Consider the following 17,066-nt stretch of genomic DNA (forward strand, 5'->3'; position numbering starts at 1 on the left):
ATACCCCTTGCTATTCCATCAATCAGTTCTGCATTCCTCGAACCCGCGCCGAAGCGGCTCAACGCTCGCCTGCGGAATGCGGCCGGCTGGAGCGTGCCAGCCGGCTTTCTCATTGTCAATCCTTGTAAGGATCCAATTCATTGGCTCCTGCCATGCAGACGCCGACCGGCTTTAGGACATGCAGCACTTCGATGGTGTCTTTATGGGCATCGAGAACCGTTTCGAGCTTCCGGTAAACGAACGGGCTTTCGTCCGTGCCAGCTCCACGGAGTTCGACGCCGAACGCTTTGACTGCCCGGTACATTTGCTTTTCCGTTATTTGGCCGCCGGAACGCTGGCGGGTTTTCCAGTTCATCTTCCCGGCCGCTTGTGTCCGGCTCATGATGCGGCCGGCACCATGCACCGTGCTGCTGAACGCATTGGTGGTTTCTTCCGTATCTTTCCCTTGGACAATGACTGAAATGTCGCCCATGCTACCGCCGACAAAACCGAGCTGGCCGGCTGCGGAAGGCGTTGCCCCTTTTCGGACCACAATCGTATCCTGCCCGAAATGATTTTCTTTCCAGGCGAAATTATGGTGATTGTGGACTGAAAACACAGATTCCGCACCAAGAATCGACAGCACCTGGTCAGCCACGTAATCCCGGCCCGCATATGCGTAGCGGCCGGCGAGCGTCATCGCGCGGTAGTACATATCGCCGACTTCCGAATCCAAATCGAGCAAAGTCGGCGCTTGTTCCATGCTTTCGCCCGGCGCTTTGTCGGAAAATTGGCGGCCGCTCGCCAAGTTGAGAAATCCACTGGCCGTTTTATGGCCGAACCCGCGGCTGCCGAAATGGTTCGCCACCCAGACGTCTTGTGTTTCTTCGTCCACAAGAAGATCGACGTAATGATTGCCGGAGCCGACCGTGCCAAGCTGTTCAATCGCCAGCTTCTTCAATTTATCGTGTTCCTGCTTGCCGATCTGCTGATAGACATTCCAGTCGGGATCGTCAAACAGTTCATGGTCGACGCGCTCTTTGTTCTTTCGTCCGATGCCGAATGAAATGGTGCTGTTGATGGCGTCCATAAGGCGCGGCAGATCGGCTTTGATGTCGCGGTATTTCAGGTTGGTCCGTACGGCTTTATTGCCGCAGGCGATGTCGTACCCGACACCGGATGGCGAAATCTGGCGGTCGTATACAACCACTCCGCCCACCGGCTGGCTATAGCCGTAATGGCCGTCGGCGCAGAGCACGCCGCCAAGCACTTGTCCGGTATTCAAGCAGTTCTGGAACTGCCGCAATGTCTGTGCTTCATGTTCTCCGAAAATGGTCGTTTTCATTCTTTTCCTCCTGACAATTCTTATATGGCGTCTTTCACTATTCTGATGATTACCCTCGGAATAAAGAGGATAATCTCCAGCAGCACACCACCCATTTCGATGATGGCATCCGGTATCCATGACCGGTCTTTCTTCTTCTTCCCCTTTTTCATGTTTATCCCCCGTTTCTTTCCTCATGCCAATCCTTACGAAAGATTTCGGGAGAAGTTTCGTTTGGCGGAAAAGTTTTGCTGCTTCTTGCGCCTCAAGCGAAAAAGAGTTCAGCCCCGCTTGAAAACAAGGGACTGAACTCTTTACCACACTTATTTTAATCCTTCAATAAATGGTCCATAGTCACGCGGAGTGTGCTGGATGGAAATCCACTTCATTGTCGTGAATTCCTCTAACACCCAATCGCCGTTGAATCGTCCAAGCCCGGATTCTTTCTCTCCGCCAAATGGCACGTGGGCTTCGTCATTGACCGGCTGGTCGTTGACATGGATCATTCCGGTGTAAATTTGATGCGCAAGCTTCGTGCCGCGTTCAATATTGGAAGAATGGATCGCACCGCTCAGGCCATACGGAAAGGCATTGACCATGTCCGCCGCTTCCTCGTCGCTGTCAAACGGAATCAGCACCGCAACCGGGCCGAAGATTTCATTTTCAGCAATCGGCATGCTGTTTGTCCCGCTCCCTAGAACTGTCGGCTGAAGGACGTTGCCGTCCCGCTCTCCGCCAAGCAGGATTTCTGCACCCTGTTCGACGCTTGCCTTGATGTCGTCCATGATGCGGTCGACTTGATTGCTGTTGATAAGCGGCCCGACATGCGTATCTTGGTCGGCTGGATTGCCGTATTTCAATTTCTTCGCCCGCTCGACAAAAAGTTTGGCAAACTCATCATAGCGGTCCTTGTGGACAAGGATCCGATTGGTTGCCATACAGATCTGCCCTTGATGGTAAAACTTGCCGAAGAGCGCCGAATCGACCGCGTAGTCGAGATCCGCGTCGTCCAGCACCAGGAAGGCATTATTGCCGCCAAGTTCCAGCGCGGTTTTCTTCAAGCTGCCGCCCGCCAATTCCCCGATGTGCTTGCCGACCGGCGTGGAACCGGTGAACGAAATCAAGCGCGGAATCGGGTGTTTGACGATATCATTCCCGATTTCCGATCCGCGGCCGACAATGACATTCAACAAGCCTTTCGGCAAGCCGGCCGCCTCAAAAATACTGGCAAAAATCAAACCGCCTGTGACCGGTGTGTCGGTCGCCGGCTTGATAACCACGCCATTTCCTGTCGCCAGTGCCGGCGCTACTGATCGCATCGCCAAATGGAACGGAAAATTCCACGGGCTGATGACGCCGATGACGCCGATCGGATTGCGGTAAATGCGGTTTTCTTTCCCTGCTGTTTGCGATGGCAGAATTTTGCCTTCCATCTTGAAAGGAAACGTCGCCACTTCTTTTATGACGTTCAAGGCCGCCCCAAATTCTGTCGCCGCTTTCATATACGTGCTGCCCGCTTCTTTGATCAGCCATTCGATGATCAGCTCTTTGTTTTCCCCCATGACGTCGACGACTTTCTCCAAGATCGCCCGCTTGTTTTGGGGAAGCTCCTTTGCCCATTCCGCCTGCGCTTTTGCCGCCGACCGGTAGGCGCGGTCCAAATCTTCTTTGTCCGCCGCCTGGATGGCAACAAGTTCCTCACCTGTAAACGGGTCCGTGTTTTTCATCATATTGTCGCTCGATCCATTTTGCCATTGCCCATCAAAATAAATTTTGGTGAAATCAGTGTGTATCATTCTAGAAACCTCTCCCTTTTGGTTCAGCATTAGTTTGGCTGTTGTCTTGGCCGGATCAGGATTTCATTGACATCCACATGTGCCGGCTGTTCGACTGCATAAATGATAGCTCTCGCAATGTCGGCTGCCTGCAGCGGCTCCATGGCGCTTCTGCTTCGGAAATTGGAAAGGACATCTTCGTCGGTTATCGTATTGCGGAGTTCGGTCTCAACCGCACCCGGCGACACGATGGTCGCGCGGATATTCAGCTCTGGATCGATTTCCTTGCGGAGCCCTTCGGTGATGGCCCGGACCGCAAACTTCGTCCCGCTGTAAACCGCGCTTCCCGGCGACACGACATGGCCCGCAACAGAAGCGACGTTGATGATATGCCCTTCTTTTTGCTGCTCCATATGCGGCAGCACCGCGGCAATCCCGTACAGCACCCCTTTGATATTCACATCAACCATCCGGTCCCATTCATCGATTTTCAATTTGTTCAGGTAAGAGAGCGGCATCAGCCCTGCATTGTTGACGAGGACATTAATCTGCCCAAAATGCTCGAGGGCCGCTTCCGCCAACGCTTTCATCTCAGCGGCAGACGTCACATCGGTCACTTTATATTCCGCCCGTCCACCAGCTTTCTCGATTTCCTCTTTCAACTCGATCAAACGGTCCTCCCGCCGCGCAGCCAGCATGACGCCATATCCTTCCTTCGCCAGCTCCTTTGCCGTCGCTTGCCCAATTCCGCTGCTCGCGCCTGTAATGATTGCCGATTTCACTTTCTCCATCTTTAGCCATCTCCATTTCTGTAGGTTAACCCAAAGATTTCGTGCATCTCTTTCTGTACCCGTCTTGGAACTGTTCTGAAACTAGGATATATTGACCTGATGGCCGGCATGCCCGGATTGTCCATATTCGTTGACCTTCTTTCTTGCCGAGTGTTACGCTTTGCCCAAACGCATTACTAAAAAACGGGGAGGAATTGCATTGATGCCAACAACACAGAAAGAAATCCATTTGGCGAACCGGCCAAAAGGCATGCCAACAAACGACGATTTCGAATTTGTCCAACAAGATATTCCTTCACTTGAAGAAAACCAAGTTTTGCTGCGGACACTGTATTTATCGGTCGACCCTTATATGCGCGGCCGCATGCAGGACACCAAATCTTATATCGCACCTTTCCAGCTGCATAAAGCGATTGTCGGCGGCGGAATCGCCGAAGTGGCCGAATCGCGTTCCGACAAGTTCAAGCAAGGCGATATCGTAACCGGAAGCTTGAAATGGGCCGAGTACAGCCGGATCAGCGACCAAAAAATCCGGAAGATCGATCCAGCTGCAGCGCCCATCACAACACACCTTGGAATACTCGGCATGACCGGGCTTACGGCATACTTCGGCTTGCTTGACATCGGCAAGCCGCAGACTGGAGAAACGGTCGTCGTTTCCGGGGCAGCGGGCGCCGTCGGGTCAGTGGTCGGACAGATTGCGAAAATCAAAGGCGCCCGTGTTGTCGGCATAGCCGGCAGCGACGAAAAAACCGCTTTTTTGAAAGATGAACTTGGATTTGATGAAGCCCTCAATTACAAAAAAGACACGTTCGCCGCAGATTTGGCAAACGCTTTGCCCGACGGTGTCGATGTGTATTTCGACAACGTCGGCGGCCCCGTGACTGATGAAGTGTTCAAACTATTGAACACCAACGCCCGCATTCCGCTTTGTGGGGCCATTTCTTCCTACAATAAAGAAGAAGATCTCGGACCCCGCCTCCAGTCCTATATGATCAAGACGAGTGCACTGATGAAAGGCTTTACCGTCGGCAATTATGCGGCCGATTTTGAAAGCGGCTCAAAACAGCTTGCCGCTTGGCTCCAAGAAGGCAAACTGAAGTATGAAGAAACGATTGTTGAAGGCTTTGAAAACACACCGGATGCATTTCTTGATCTTTTCAAAGGCACAAACGTTGGCAAATTGCTTGTCAAAGTTGCAGAGCCCGAATATGCGAAGCTTTAAGCAAAAGAAAACCCGCCATTTCACGGCGGGTTTTCTTTTGGCATGATTTTCACCAATTACTTTTATACAGGACATTAAAAAAGCGGAGAAATTTTCCGTTTTGGATTATAATGGACCATAGCAAATCTATTCTAGTTCGATAATGGAGATAGGATAACCTGAACCCGTTTGGAGGAGAAATCATGACCGAAGAACAATTGCTGGATGTAAAAGACGCCCGCACTTATTTTGTCTACCTTACGAACCGGCAAAACCAATTTTCCATGTTTGAACGAAATGTAGCGGATATTTTAGAGCGGATGCATGATGAAATTTCGACAGGCTCCACAAACTTATGGGTGATGAAACGCATCGGAATCATCCATTGTCCGGAAACCTTGTCGTATTTTCCGGACAACGAATTGATCGTCGAAGGAAAAACCATTTACGATAAGCCACAGAAACAGCCTTACCTGACATTCCTATTTTCAAAAAATGCGCCTGCTTCTCCAACCTTGCATTCCCCGCATGAGGCAATTGCACGTCATGCGTCTTTTGAAAGCGCGGCTGAATTTTCCGCTGAAAAAATACGGTCGATGAAGTCCCGTTATCCTGATCATGATTTCTCGATTTTATGCGCCAAACTGCTTTACGATATTGATTGGCATTAATAAAAAGGTGGGCCGCTGCTTGTTTTTTAACAAGCAGCGGCCCACCTTTTTTCTGTAGGGCCGCCAAAAACTTCTTCATGAAGATTTCACTCCTGCATGAGCTTTCGGCGCAGTTTTAGGAACAAGCGCCTTTCCTAGATGCCAAATTATAAATCAAACGCTTTTGCCAACAGTTCAATTTCGTTCATGCGGTTTTCAGCTTCCGCGATGCTTGGAATGATGGTGATTTCGTCCGCCTGGTAAAGCGCGGCGATTCGCTCGATTTCCGCTTTCACAAAAGCCGCGTCCCCGACAATCATCCGCTTCCGGTTGCGCGCCACTTTTTCCTGCTCGGACGCACTAAACCCGCGCTTTTTCACCGTTTCAATGGACGGGTAATAGGGAGGCGGCGTACTCGACTCCACAAACAGCAGCCACAAGTCAAACGCTTTGGCGATTTCTTCCGCATGTTCCGCCGTGTCCGCTACAATCGCAAAAACCGCAACCATCACTTTCGGCTCTTCCAGCAGTTTTGACGGCTGAAAGAGCTGCCGGTATGCATTCACGGCTTCCACTCCTGCTGCGGATGGCTTTGCAAAATGCGCGTACGCAAACGCCATTCCGTTCGCTGCGGCAATCTCCGCGCTTTCTCCGCCCGTCCCGAGCATCCAAAGCTCAGGCGCCGTATCGGTGATAGGTGTGGCAATCAATTCCTGGAAGCGATGCCCGGACGTTTTATCGTCTGTAAAGTATTTCTGCAAATCCTGCACTTGCTGCTCGTAGGAAACCTTTATCCCCTTCGATTCATTCAATGCCTGGTTCACAATGCGAAAACTCCGGGAACGGCCAATTCCTAGATCGATCCGGTTTGGATGCAGCGCTTCAAGCATCCGGAAATTCTCCGCCACTTTATACGGGCTGTAATGCGGCAGCATCACCCCGCCCGAGCCGATGCGGATGGTTTTTGTCGAGGTCGCCAAATGCATCATCAGCATTTCCGGCGAGCTGCCCGCCACTGAAAATACCTGATGATGTTCCGCCACCCAAAATCGATGATAGCCAAGAGCCTCTGCCCGTTGCGCAAGCTGCGTTGTCTGCAGCAGCGCTTCTCTCGCTGTCGTCCCCTCGTCTATAGGGGAATAATCCAAAATATTCAACGCCAGCATAAACTTCCTCCTTGATGTCTCATCCTGTTAGTGGATACATTCTTTCTCCCCATAAGTGTATCATTCCTGACAAAAATAAAAAGCAGTGCCGCTTGGCTGGGCATCAACCGGTTCCCATATCCTCTTCATGAACTTTTCGGGCTCTTACATGAAGTTTTGCTCTTCTTACATGAACTTTCAATGTCCATACATGAACTTCCGATGTTCTTTCATGAAGAACAAAGCTTTATACGCGAAGTCCTCCAGAACTCTTCAAAATAATCATCTAAAAAAATAAAACCGCTGAAGGAACACTCCCTCAGCGGTCTCAATATAAAAATCAATAAGGCCCGCGAATTTCCGGGCGCACTTCTTCCACATAAAACTGTTCCAAGCGCGATAGCTCTTCTTCTGTGAAAGGCGCTGCATTCAATGCCTGCAGATTGTCTTCCACTTGTTTTACATTTTTGAATCCCGGGATGACCGATGAAACAGCCTGGTGCTCCAAAATCCATCTCAATGCAGCGCGCGTCCGGTTTCCGCGGTTGTTTTCGATCCACGCCAGCTTGTCGCTCAGCTCGACGCCTTTTCTGAATTCCAATCCGGCGAACGTTTCACCGACATTGAAAGCGGCTCCGTCGCGGTTGAAATTCCGGTGATCGTCTTCTTCAAATTCCGAATCGACTTTGAACTTCCCAGTCAACAAACCACTCGCCAATGGAACACGCGCAAGAATACCGACCCCTTTTTCCTGGGCTTTAGGGAACAGTTCTTCTATCGGCTTTTGGCGGAACATATTGAAAATCACTTGCAGGCTGCTGACATCCGGGTTCTCCAGGCACAACAAGCCTTCTTCCACCGTTTCGACGCTGACGCCGTAATAGCGGATTTTCCCTTGTTCTTTCAAGCGGTTCAACACATCGAATACTTGGCCGTCGCGCAGAATCTCGATTGGAGGGCAATGGATCTGAAACAGATCGATCTGTTCCCGCTCCAATCGCTTTAGGCTGGCTTCTGCGTATTTCGTGACGCTTTCCAACGAATAAGTAGCGGGATTATGGATATCTCCAGCCCGGCAAAATTTTGTCGCGATTTGGATTTCGGAATTCCTTCCTTTTGTCGCTTTTGCAAGCAGCTCTTCGGCATGGCCATCTCCATAAACATCCGCCGTATCAAAAAAATTGACGCCGTTGCCCATCGCATAATCCAGAGCACGAAGCGATTCCTGGTCATCTGTCGAGCCCCACGAACCGCCGATTGCCCAAGTCCCAAAGCTCAATTCACTTACATTCAAATCCGTCTTGCCAATTTGGCGATAATTCATTTTCTGCACCTCACCATTCTGATTTAAATGAATTTCTTCTTATTAATAAAGCGCTTTACAAACAAGAGCCTCAACAAAAGGTTGAGGCTCTTATTCTATATCCTTATTTACGGAATTCTAAAAGCTTTTTGTTCAACTCTTTTGTTTGCCCGTAAACGTCCTGGTAAATGGAGAACATCTTTCGGTAAACTGCTGCTGCTTCTTCGTCCGGCTCGAATTGTTTGTCTTCCTGCAAAAACGCATCCGCGCATGCTTGAAGCGAATCAAACCACCTGCAGCCATAAGCCGCGAGCATCGCAGCCCCCATGCCCGGACCTTGTTCGCTCGTCAAGCGGACAATTTTCGCATTGAAGATATCCGCCTGCATTTGCAGCCAGTCCTCGTTTTGCGCCCCTCCGCCGATCGATACAATAAGGTCGATCTTTTTGCCGTTTTGGCGGAAGATCTCAATCGATTCGTTCAGTGAGAACGTAATGCCTTCAAGCACCGCACGGGCAAAATCCTTTCTCCGGTGGGAGCTGTCCATGCCGATAAAGCTTGCGCGAATCGCCGCATCCGCATGCGGCGTCCGCTCGCCCACCAAATAAGGCGTGAACAACAAGCCGTTCGATCCGGCAGGCACCGTACCGATTTCAGCCAGCAAATCTTCGAACGATTCATCCGGCGCAAACGTCTCCTTGAACCACGTCAAGCTGTATCCAGCCGCAAGCGTAACACCCATCGTATAAAATGCATCCGGAGCACCATGGTTGAAATAATGGACCTTGCCGCCAAAGTCTTTCGCTTCACTCGCTTCATATGACAATACGACACCGGATGTCCCGATGCTGCAAAGCGTTTTCCCGTCTTCCAAAATTCCTGCGCCGATTGCGCCGCACGCATTGTCGGCTCCGCCAGCGAACACGCGCGTCGATTCCGCAAGGCCGGAAGCTGCCGCAAATTCAGCCGTCACCGTCCCCACTTCATCATGCGAACCAACGAGCGGCGGGCATAATCCCGGATCCAGCTCCAATAGTCCGCACAGTTCCGTGCTCCACTCTTTCTTGCTGATATCAAGCAGCAGCGTTCCCGCTGCATCGGAATATTCCATCTGCAGCTGGCCCGTCAACTTGAAGCGCAAGTAATCTTTCGGCAGCACAAAGGTTCTCGCTTTGCTGAAAATTTCCGGTTCAAATTGTTTGACCCATAAGATCTTCGGCAATGTAAACCCTTCAAGTGCCGGATTTTTTGTGATTTGCAGCAAGCGTTCTTCGCCGACCGCTTCGTAAATCTGCTGGCATTGCAAAGTAGTCCGTGTGTCATTCCAGAGAATTGCTGGACGCAGCACGTCGTTGTTTTCATCCAGCAAAACAAGTCCGTGCATCTGCCCTGAAAAACTGATGCCTTCAATATCTCCGGCATCCCCCTCAAAATCCTTCAGGAGATCAGCCAAACCGGAAGTTGTCTGATCCACCCAATCTTGCGGATTTTGTTCGCTGTACCCGGTTTTTTCCTGAATCAGCGGATACGGCTTTGAAACGCTTTTCACCACTTCGCCCTGCCTGTCTACGAGCAGAATCTTTACTGCGCTTGTCCCTAAATCCACCCCAATTACATATTTCATCATGACAGCTCTCCTACCGTTAGAAACTTCTATTAACGCACGTTTGCAGTTGCGAAAGCTTGCAGCAAATACTGGTTGATTGTTGACTTGATCAATTCAAGGCGGCCAGAAGTTTGTTTGATATCCGTCAATCCCAAAGCGTACTGTTCAAGCTTGTGGAAGTCGGTGTTCCCAGAAACGATATCAAGGCCGATGCCTTCAGTGTATGTTTTGTAGCGCTCGTCCACTATGTTTTCCAATACTTTGTCATCGATCAGGCTTTGGGCAACGCGCAAGCCTACTGCAAACGAGTCCATCCCGGCAATGTGTGCGTGGAACAAATCTTCCTGTTCGAACGATCCCCGGCGCACTTTCGCATCAAAGTTCAATCCACCGCGGCCAAGCCCGCCGTTTTGAAGGATTTCATACATCGCAAGCGTCGTTGTCCAAAGATCAGTCGGGAATTCATCCGTATCCCAGCCAAGCAATGGATCGCCTTGGTTGGCGTCAACAGATCCGAGCATCCCGTTGATGCGGGCATAGTGCAGTTCATGCTCGAAAGTGTGCCCGGCAAGTGTTGCGTGGTTCGCTTCAATATTGAACTTGAATTGGTCTGCCAAGCCGTAGTTTTGCAGGAACGCATGAGCTGTAGCCACATCGTAATCATATTGATGAGTAGTCGGCTCTTTTGGTTTTGGCTCGATCAGGAACTGGGCGTCAAAGCCGATTTCTTTCGCGTAATCAACAGCCATATGATAGAAGCGGCCCAAATTGTCCAATTCCAGTTTCATGTCTGTATTCAATAGCGTTTCATAACCTTCCCGGCCGCCCCAGAACACGTAGTTTTCAGCGCCAAGCTCTTTCCCGATTTCCAGGCCTTTTTTCACTTTCGCCGCTGAATAAGCAAACACATCCGCATTGCTTGAAGTTGCCGCACCGTGGACAAAACGCGGGTGGGTAAAGTTGTTCGCTGTGTTCCATAGCAATTTCGCTTTGCTGTCTTTCATGTAATCTTTGATCATGCCGACAACCGTATCCAAGTTTTGGTTGGATTCTCTTAAATTGCTGCCTTCCGGCGCGATATCCGCATCGTGGAAACAGAAAAATGGCACGTCCAATTTGTTGTAAAACTCGAATGATGCCTCTACGCGCGCTTTCGCCAAATCCAAGGCGCTGTATTTGTCCCAAGAACGCTGCATTGTGCCGGCTCCGAACGGATCTGATCCGTCCATTGTGAATGTGTGCCAATACGAAACTGCATAACGCAGAATCTCTTCCATTGTCTTGCCGCCGACTTTTTCTTCCGGGTTATAGAATTTAAATGCGTAAGGGTTTTTTGATGTTGCCCCTTCAAACTTAATTTTGTCAATGTTCTGGAAATACGCCATAATTTTTTGCCCCCTAAGATTGTTTAAGTTATTCGGTGAATATGTAAAAACACGGGAATATAAATGAAAAGGCTTACAATTAAACTATAACAACATATCGTTAGTTTGTCTATTAGTTGAACAAAGTTTTCCTTTTATTGATGAAAAGAAATTTGCCGGCTGAAATAGTGAACTTTTTTGCCGGGTTGGTGTATGCTTTTATGGAATCCTTCTCATTCTGGTGAGAAGGCGCTAAAATCCAATTGCAAGGACGGTTATCTGAATGAATGCTGCAAGCAGTTTTATTTATAATATTTTGGAATGGATCACCCGCTTCGCCTATTTGAATTTATTGTGGCTCCTCTTTACGCTCGCCGGCGGCATCGTATTCGGCTTTTTCCCATCCACGACCGCCATGTTTGCCGTCAGCCGGGAATGGCTAAGGGGCAATACCGACAAACCGCTCTTCAGCACGTTCTGGGATTATTACCGCACCGATTTCTGGAAAAGCAACCGCCTCGGTTTGTTTGTCACTGTCATCATCGCTTTGATCGCGCTCGATATTTTTTATATCCAAGGCAGCAGTGAACTCTCAACATGGACCTATGCTCCGTTATTCGCCTTCATGCTGCTGTTCATCTTGTTCCTGTTTTACCTTTTTCCGAGTTTTGTCCATTACGATATCAAAGTGCGGAGCGTTTTCAAAAATTCCTTTTTTCTCATGCTGGTCAATCCCATCAACAATGTGCTGATCCTGCTTACCATAGTGCCGCTCTTTTTTCTTATGAGCCTGGTCCCTGCCCTAGCTGTCATCTTCGGCGGCAGCGCATACGCCTTCATCACCATGTGGTTTGCGCTGCACGCTTTCAACAAAACCCACAAGGCAGGCGGCCAGACGGAAGGATTGTCTGAATAGATCGGCTGATCCCATATTGCCACAGCGGGAACATAGTGAAAAAATCTTCTCCGTTTGAAGCCTTGGAATTTGGGAACAAGCGGGGCTGCACACAGCCATACAAAAAGGCTTCACACAATAGGGGCACATCCCCTACTGCGTGAAGCCTTTTTTCTATTTCCATTATCCTTTGACTGCGCTTGAAGAGATCCCTTCAACCACTTTGTTGCTGAAGAAAATGAAGGCGATGATGATCGGCAATACGCTGATGATAAGCGTTGCCCCGATTGCGCCCCAATCCGTCATGTACTGGCCGATAAAGTTTTGGATGCCGACAGTCAGCGTCTTGTATTTTTCCGAGCTGATGAACGTGTTCACAAATACAAATTCGTTCCAGTTGTAGATCATATTGATGACGATGGTTGTCGCCATAATCGGTGTTGTCATCGGCAGGATAATCCGGAAGAACATCCGGTTGACCGAACAGCCGTCAATGACCGCCGCTTCTTCGATCTCATGCGGCAAAGTGTAATAGAAGCCCAACAGGATCATGAGCGTAATCGGCAAGTTATACGCTGTGTACGTTAAAACAATCGCAAGTGGATTGTCGATCAGATCGACGCTTAAAAACATGCTGTAAAGCGGAATCAGCGCCGAGTGGATCGGAATCATCAAACCGACCATGAACAAGCCGAGCACCAGCCCGCTCAACTTCCAACGCATACGTGTAATGGCAAAAGCGGCCATGCTTGCGAACAATACCGTCAAAACAATTGCTGCAACGGTGATCCATACACTGTTGAAGAAATACGTGGCAATTCCGCCATCCCAAACTTTCTGGTAGTTTTCCCATCTGAACTCGCTCGGCAGCGAGAACGGCGAACCCGCGAAAATTTCCGCGTTGCTTTTCAGCGAGAACATGAACAGCCAAATCAGCGGGAGGATTTGAAATAATGCCACTGCGATCAGACATGCGTACAAAAAGAAATAACCAATGCGATTCATTAACCAAACCTCCTCTTAATACTCGATTCTTTCTTTAGTGGTGGTAATTTTCCGGATGATGAACGTCACGATCAGCGTGATGATCAGCAACAAGAAACCGATTGCGCTTCCGTAGCCGAAGTTATAGCTTGAGAACGCCAGTTTATACATATACGATGCCATAACTTCACTGGCTCCGTTCGGACCACCGGCAGTCATAACATAAATCAAATCAAAGTATTTCAGCGATCCGACAATCGCAAGGACGATCGTTACGCTGACCACTTCTTTGATCAATGGCAATTTGATGCGAAGGGCGATTTGGGCAGGTGTGGCTCCATCAATTCTTGCCGCTTCAATCAGTGATTCGGGAATGTTTTTCAAAGCTGCATAGTAGATCAAAATATAGAATCCGGCGTATTGCCATAAAATCGGAATGAAAATCGCATAAAGCACGATGGACGGATTTGCCAGCCAAGCCGGTGGGTTGTCCACGCCGATCAAGTTAAGAAATGCGTTCAACATCCCGTTTGACGGGTTATACATTTTCACCCAAAGCTGAGCGATTGCCACAGAAGACAAAAGCATCGGGATAAGATAAATCTTTCTTAAAAAATCAGATCCTTTGATTTTTGACGCCAAGATAAATGAAACGAGCAGGTAAACCGCCAAACTTAATGTCGAGAATACAGCCAGTAAAAACGAGTGCAAGGCACTATTCCAAAAAAGCTTGTCCTGGACTCCATTAATATAATTTTCTAACCCAATAAAAGTTTTAGCACCGATGCCGTCCCAGTCCATCAATCCGTAATACCCCGAAAGGAACAGCGGGATGAAGATCAATATGGTGATCATTAATAGGGCTGGCGCGATATAAAATGCGATAAACAGCTTATTAGACATGACTTTGTTCATTACATTCAACCCCATATCCTTAGAAAGTAGAAGAGGAGAGTCCAAATTCAAGGACGTCCCCTCTTTTTTAATCTGGTTTGAAACGTGCTATTTTACTGCTTGGAAAGAGCGTCTTCGTGGGCTTTTGCAAATTCTTCAGGTGTCATTTCTTTTCCGAACAATGCCTGGATCGAGTCAAGATGGGTTTGTGCTACTCCTGGGCTCATTTGAACATCCGCAAACAATGTGATGTTGCTGGCGCTGTTCAATTCGTTCAGGATATCCGTATACATTTGAGGAAGCTCCAATGATTCAGCATCCACTTTTGTTGCCGGGATTACGCCAGCTTCAGTAACGGCTTTTTCGCCCCATTCTTTGACGAAGTAAGCTGCAAAATCTTTCGCATCTTCTTTTACATCTGAATCTTCAGCTACAAACAGCCCAACTCCGGGACCGCCGACAAAGCTGGTCATGTCTCCCTGGCCTTTTACAGTCGGGAAGTTCATGTACTTGACAGAATCTCTGAATTCCTGCGGCACATCTTCATTTGTCGTGAAGTTCGGAAGGTCCCAAGTCGCGATCATGTACATTGGCGCCTGTTCGCTCATGAACATGCTCTTCGCTTCTTCATCCGCAAGGCCGTTGAAACCGTCCACGAATACGCCATTGTCTACAAGTGTCTGAACTTCTTTAGCTGCCTCGACTAGCGCAGGGTCTTCAAAGCTGCCGGAACGGTCGATCGCTTTGTTCAATGTATCAGCGCCGCCGATGCGGTCAGCCAAATACATGTACCACATCGAACCTGTCCATGAATCCCTGTTTCCTAGAGCAACCGGCTGGATGCCTTTTTCTCTGAACGCTTTTGATGCTTCGATCAACTCTTCGTAAGTTGAAGGCACTTCGATGTTGTTGTCTTTGAACATTTTTTCGTTGTAGTAAAGGGAGACAATGTTCAATTCCAATGGCAGGCCGTATGTCTTATCGTCAATTGCATATGCTTCGGCAGTTCCAGGAACGAAAGCATCTTTTAGATCCGATTCGATAACATCATCAAGCGGCGCGAACATGTTCCCGCCCACGTATGGCTCCAAGAATCCTGCAGACCAAGTCAAGCCGACATCCGGCAATTCTTTCGATGTTGATAAGACACGCAATTTATCTTTGTACTGTTCGTTGCTCAATACTTCCAAATCTACTTTAACGCCCTCGTGCTCTTTTTCATAATCCGCAATAATGTCGTTTACTACGTCATAATGCTTTTTCGAACTTCCTTCAGGCCATAAATGCATAAACTGAATTTCTTTTTCCCCACTTGCACTTGTCGCTTCGCCTGAATCAGACGAACACCCAACCAACATGAAAGATGAAGCAACCGCAGATAATAAAACTGTAAGCGTTTTCTTCTTAATCATCATCTTTTCCCCCAATGCTTCTATTGTTACAACAATTTTCTGATTGTTGTATGCGTTTTCATTATAGCAAAGAGAATTTTGTTAGTCTAGTGGATAAACAAAGTTTTTTTCTGTTAAGATTTACACATAGAGATTATTGTAGAATGGAAGCGATGAAATTCAAGGCAGCTTTCCGTCCGCCATAAGCATCCCATCCTATAGTAAATTCATATGATATTATTAACTCTTCACTTTATTTGTTAGAATGGAGAAAAATAGAGAGGGCTGGTCCGAATGAACATGAAAGAAAACAGGACGTGGAACCATCACGTTGTCAAAGAAGGCAACAAATCGCTCGTTTTGGAGAAGATCAAAAACAATTCCCCTATTTCGCGGGCAGCAGTCGCAAGCCAGACAGGATTGAACAAAGGGACTGTTTCTTCTTTAGTGAGCGATTTGCTGGATGATCACTTGATCTATGAATCCGGCCCAGGCGTTTCAAGCGGCGGCAGACGGCCGGTGATGCTTTTGTTCAATGGCTCCGCCGGCTATTCCATCGGCATCGATCTCGGCGTCAATTATTTGCTTGGGATTTTGACCGATTTGAACGGCAATATTGTCGAGAAAAAGGAAATCATCTTCAAAAAACTTTCCTATGAAGAAATTGAAGAAAAGCTTTTTGAAATGATTGACCTGCTCTCCTCAATCGCGCCGGCAAGCCCGCATGGCATTATCGGCATCGGCGTAGGCGTTCCAGGAATTGTTGATACAAACGGCGATATTTTGCTGGCCCCGAACTTGAACTGGAAAAACGTCAACCTAAAAATGGTTCTCGAAGCCCGGTACAAACTCCCGGTCATCATTGAAAACGAAGCGAATGCGGGCGCGTACGGAGAAAAACATTTCGGCGCCGGCAAGGAAAGCGATAACATCATTTATGTGAGCGCCGGCATCGGCATCGGCGTGGGCCTTATCTTGAACGGTTCTTTATACAAAGGCTCCAACGGATTTTCAGGAGAACTCGGCCATATGACGATTCAAGTGGATGGGCCTCTGTGCCGCTGCGGAAACCAAGGATGCTGGGAATTGTATGCTTCGGAACAAGCTTTGCTTGCCAAAGCTGCAGAGCTGGACCTCCCTCTTCCCTCGAAAGAAGAATTGGACTTGGCAAACTTAATCTCATTGGCCGAACAAGGCGATCAGCAAGTTATCGAATTGTTCGAGCAAACCGGCGACTATTTAGGTGTCGGCATCAACAACATCATCAACACATTCAATCCGCGCCAGGTTATCATCGGCAACCGCATGGCATCTTCTAACCGCTGGCTGGAAGACTCCCTGAACAAACGGGTGGCCAAGCAAGCGCTATGGTTCCAGCAAAATGATCTTCAAATCAATTTCTCTGAGCATTCGACGTTATCCGCGGCTCTGGGAGTCTCAGCTTTTTCAATCGAAAATTTCCTAAGCGTCTGCATGCAGCCGAAAACCTTGGTGTAGAAGCTTAGCTTTTCGGCCGCAACCAGCTTATGCTTGGTTGCATATACTTTGTTTACTTATTAAACTAAGTGTTGTATCATCAAATATAACGTTGTGAAAAATCTGATTTTTGATTTTTGGCCATATGGCTTTTTGGCTTTGGCCTCAAATAAAATCAACAATCGTTTTTTTGCATCCAGCTCTCATCTTCCGTTATTTTTGAAAGCACTTACATCATAGCTGTCGGGATAGCGATAGATGAAAATCTTACATAAAGGGTGACTC

15 protein-coding genes are annotated in these 17,066 nt (G+C 48.4%); 4 read left to right on the plus strand and 11 right to left on the minus strand.

The window, feature by feature from the left end; all coding sequences use genetic code 11:
* Positions 1-115 precede the first annotated feature (115 nt).
* The 4 genes from FQV30_RS13605 to FQV30_RS13615 form a co-directional block, all read right to left on the minus strand.
* Positions 116-1,324, minus strand: a complete 1,209-nt coding sequence (locus tag FQV30_RS13605; protein WP_146500692.1) for an RtcB family protein — start codon at positions 1,322-1,324, stop codon at positions 116-118.
* Between the two features lie 20 nt (positions 1,325-1,344).
* On the minus strand, positions 1,345-1,476 hold the full coding sequence (locus FQV30_RS18240) for a hypothetical protein (protein WP_255473467.1): 132 nt from the start codon (positions 1,474-1,476) through the stop codon (positions 1,345-1,347).
* A 150-nt stretch (positions 1,477-1,626) separates the two neighbouring features.
* Positions 1,627-3,096 carry an aldehyde dehydrogenase family protein gene (locus tag FQV30_RS13610; RefSeq protein ID WP_146500777.1) on the minus strand — a complete coding sequence of 490 codons (1,470 nt, stop codon included), beginning with the start codon at positions 3,094-3,096 and terminating at the stop codon, positions 1,627-1,629.
* A gap of 32 nt (positions 3,097-3,128) precedes the next feature.
* Positions 3,129-3,869: an SDR family oxidoreductase gene (locus FQV30_RS13615; RefSeq protein ID WP_146500693.1), complete on the minus strand. Its 741-nt coding sequence runs from the start codon at positions 3,867-3,869 to the stop codon at positions 3,129-3,131.
* 202 nt (positions 3,870-4,071) lie between these two features.
* Here FQV30_RS13615 and FQV30_RS13620 point away from each other — a divergent pair, with 202 nt between their 5' ends.
* Together FQV30_RS13620 and FQV30_RS13625 are read left to right on the plus strand one after the other, a co-directional pair.
* Positions 4,072-5,094 (plus strand): NADP-dependent oxidoreductase, encoded by a 1,023-nt coding sequence (locus FQV30_RS13620; RefSeq protein ID WP_146500694.1) that lies wholly within the window; start codon positions 4,072-4,074, stop codon positions 5,092-5,094.
* 182 nt (positions 5,095-5,276) lie between these two features.
* The gene (locus tag FQV30_RS13625; RefSeq protein WP_146500695.1) at positions 5,277-5,744 is read left to right on the plus strand and encodes a hypothetical protein; all 468 of its coding nucleotides are present in this window, start codon (positions 5,277-5,279) and stop codon (positions 5,742-5,744) included.
* A 146-nt stretch (positions 5,745-5,890) separates the two neighbouring features.
* Here FQV30_RS13625 and FQV30_RS13630 read toward each other — a convergent pair whose 3' ends face one another.
* From FQV30_RS13630 to xylA, 4 genes are all read right to left on the minus strand, one after another.
* Entirely contained in the window at positions 5,891-6,889 is a 999-nt protein-coding gene (locus tag FQV30_RS13630) for an LLM class flavin-dependent oxidoreductase (protein WP_146500696.1), read from the minus strand.
* 319 nt (positions 6,890-7,208) lie between these two features.
* Positions 7,209-8,192 (minus strand): aldo/keto reductase, encoded by a 984-nt coding sequence (locus FQV30_RS13635; RefSeq protein WP_146500697.1) that lies wholly within the window; start codon positions 8,190-8,192, stop codon positions 7,209-7,211.
* 103 nt (positions 8,193-8,295) lie between these two features.
* Positions 8,296-9,795: a xylulokinase gene (gene xylB, locus FQV30_RS13640; protein ID WP_146500698.1), complete on the minus strand. Its 1,500-nt coding sequence runs from the start codon at positions 9,793-9,795 to the stop codon at positions 8,296-8,298.
* 32 nt (positions 9,796-9,827) lie between these two features.
* On the minus strand, positions 9,828-11,162 hold the full coding sequence (gene xylA, locus FQV30_RS13645; RefSeq protein WP_146500699.1) for a xylose isomerase: 1,335 nt from the start codon (positions 11,160-11,162) through the stop codon (positions 9,828-9,830).
* Positions 11,163-11,424: 262 nt separating this feature from the next.
* On the opposite strand from xylA, the gene FQV30_RS13650 reads away from it, so the two are divergent.
* Positions 11,425-12,057, plus strand: a complete 633-nt coding sequence (locus tag FQV30_RS13650; RefSeq protein ID WP_146500700.1) for a YesL family protein — start codon at positions 11,425-11,427, stop codon at positions 12,055-12,057.
* 162 nt (positions 12,058-12,219) lie between these two features.
* Here the strand turns inward: FQV30_RS13650 and FQV30_RS13655 are convergent, their stop codons facing one another.
* From FQV30_RS13655 to FQV30_RS13665, 3 genes are all read right to left on the minus strand, one after another.
* On the minus strand, positions 12,220-13,041 hold the full coding sequence (locus FQV30_RS13655) for a carbohydrate ABC transporter permease (protein ID WP_146500701.1): 822 nt from the start codon (positions 13,039-13,041) through the stop codon (positions 12,220-12,222).
* Between the two features lie 15 nt (positions 13,042-13,056).
* Positions 13,057-13,935 carry a carbohydrate ABC transporter permease gene (locus tag FQV30_RS13660; RefSeq protein ID WP_146500702.1) on the minus strand — a complete coding sequence of 293 codons (879 nt, stop codon included), beginning with the start codon at positions 13,933-13,935 and terminating at the stop codon, positions 13,057-13,059.
* A 92-nt stretch (positions 13,936-14,027) separates the two neighbouring features.
* Positions 14,028-15,326, minus strand: coding sequence for an extracellular solute-binding protein (locus FQV30_RS13665; RefSeq protein ID WP_146500703.1), 1,299 nt, complete (start codon positions 15,324-15,326; stop codon positions 14,028-14,030).
* Positions 15,327-15,605: 279 nt separating this feature from the next.
* Between FQV30_RS13665 and FQV30_RS13670 the strand changes: the two genes are divergently transcribed.
* Positions 15,606-16,802 carry an ROK family protein gene (locus FQV30_RS13670; protein ID WP_146500704.1) on the plus strand — a complete coding sequence of 399 codons (1,197 nt, stop codon included), beginning with the start codon at positions 15,606-15,608 and terminating at the stop codon, positions 16,800-16,802.
* Positions 16,803-17,066 lie beyond the last annotated feature (264 nt).

Origin of the sequence: Planomicrobium sp. CPCC 101110 (assembly GCF_007859395.1) — a bacterium.
In the GTDB taxonomy this organism is placed as follows: Bacteria; Bacillota; Bacilli; order Bacillales_A; family Planococcaceae; genus Planococcus.

What these genes read in the sequence shown, in the direction of transcription:
- FQV30_RS13625 (WP_146500695.1), top strand. Translation starts at nt 5,277, where the DNA reads ATGACCGAAGAACAATTGCTGGATGTAAAAGACGCCCGCACTTATTTT.
- FQV30_RS13665 (WP_146500703.1), bottom strand. Translation starts at nt 15,326, where the DNA reads ATGATTAAGAAGAAAACGCTTACAGTTTTATTATCTGCGGTTGCTTCA.
- xylB (WP_146500698.1), bottom strand. Translation starts at nt 9,795, where the DNA reads ATGAAATATGTAATTGGGGTGGATTTAGGGACAAGCGCAGTAAAGATT.
- FQV30_RS13605 (WP_146500692.1), bottom strand. Translation starts at nt 1,324, where the DNA reads ATGAAAACGACCATTTTCGGAGAACATGAAGCACAGACATTGCGGCAG.
- FQV30_RS13655 (WP_146500701.1), bottom strand. Translation starts at nt 13,041, where the DNA reads ATGAATCGCATTGGTTATTTCTTTTTGTACGCATGTCTGATCGCAGTG.
- FQV30_RS13650 (WP_146500700.1), top strand. Translation starts at nt 11,425, where the DNA reads ATGAATGCTGCAAGCAGTTTTATTTATAATATTTTGGAATGGATCACC.
- FQV30_RS13635 (WP_146500697.1), bottom strand. Translation starts at nt 8,192, where the DNA reads ATGAATTATCGCCAAATTGGCAAGACGGATTTGAATGTAAGTGAATTG.
- FQV30_RS13660 (WP_146500702.1), bottom strand. Translation starts at nt 13,935, where the DNA reads ATGAACAAAGTCATGTCTAATAAGCTGTTTATCGCATTTTATATCGCG.
- FQV30_RS13670 (WP_146500704.1), top strand. Translation starts at nt 15,606, where the DNA reads ATGAAAGAAAACAGGACGTGGAACCATCACGTTGTCAAAGAAGGCAAC.
- FQV30_RS18240 (WP_255473467.1), bottom strand. Translation starts at nt 1,476, where the DNA reads ATGAAAAAGGGGAAGAAGAAGAAAGACCGGTCATGGATACCGGATGCC.
- FQV30_RS13630 (WP_146500696.1), bottom strand. Translation starts at nt 6,889, where the DNA reads ATGCTGGCGTTGAATATTTTGGATTATTCCCCTATAGACGAGGGGACG.
- FQV30_RS13620 (WP_146500694.1), top strand. Translation starts at nt 4,072, where the DNA reads ATGCCAACAACACAGAAAGAAATCCATTTGGCGAACCGGCCAAAAGGC.
- FQV30_RS13615 (WP_146500693.1), bottom strand. Translation starts at nt 3,869, where the DNA reads ATGGAGAAAGTGAAATCGGCAATCATTACAGGCGCGAGCAGCGGAATT.
- xylA (WP_146500699.1), bottom strand. Translation starts at nt 11,162, where the DNA reads ATGGCGTATTTCCAGAACATTGACAAAATTAAGTTTGAAGGGGCAACA.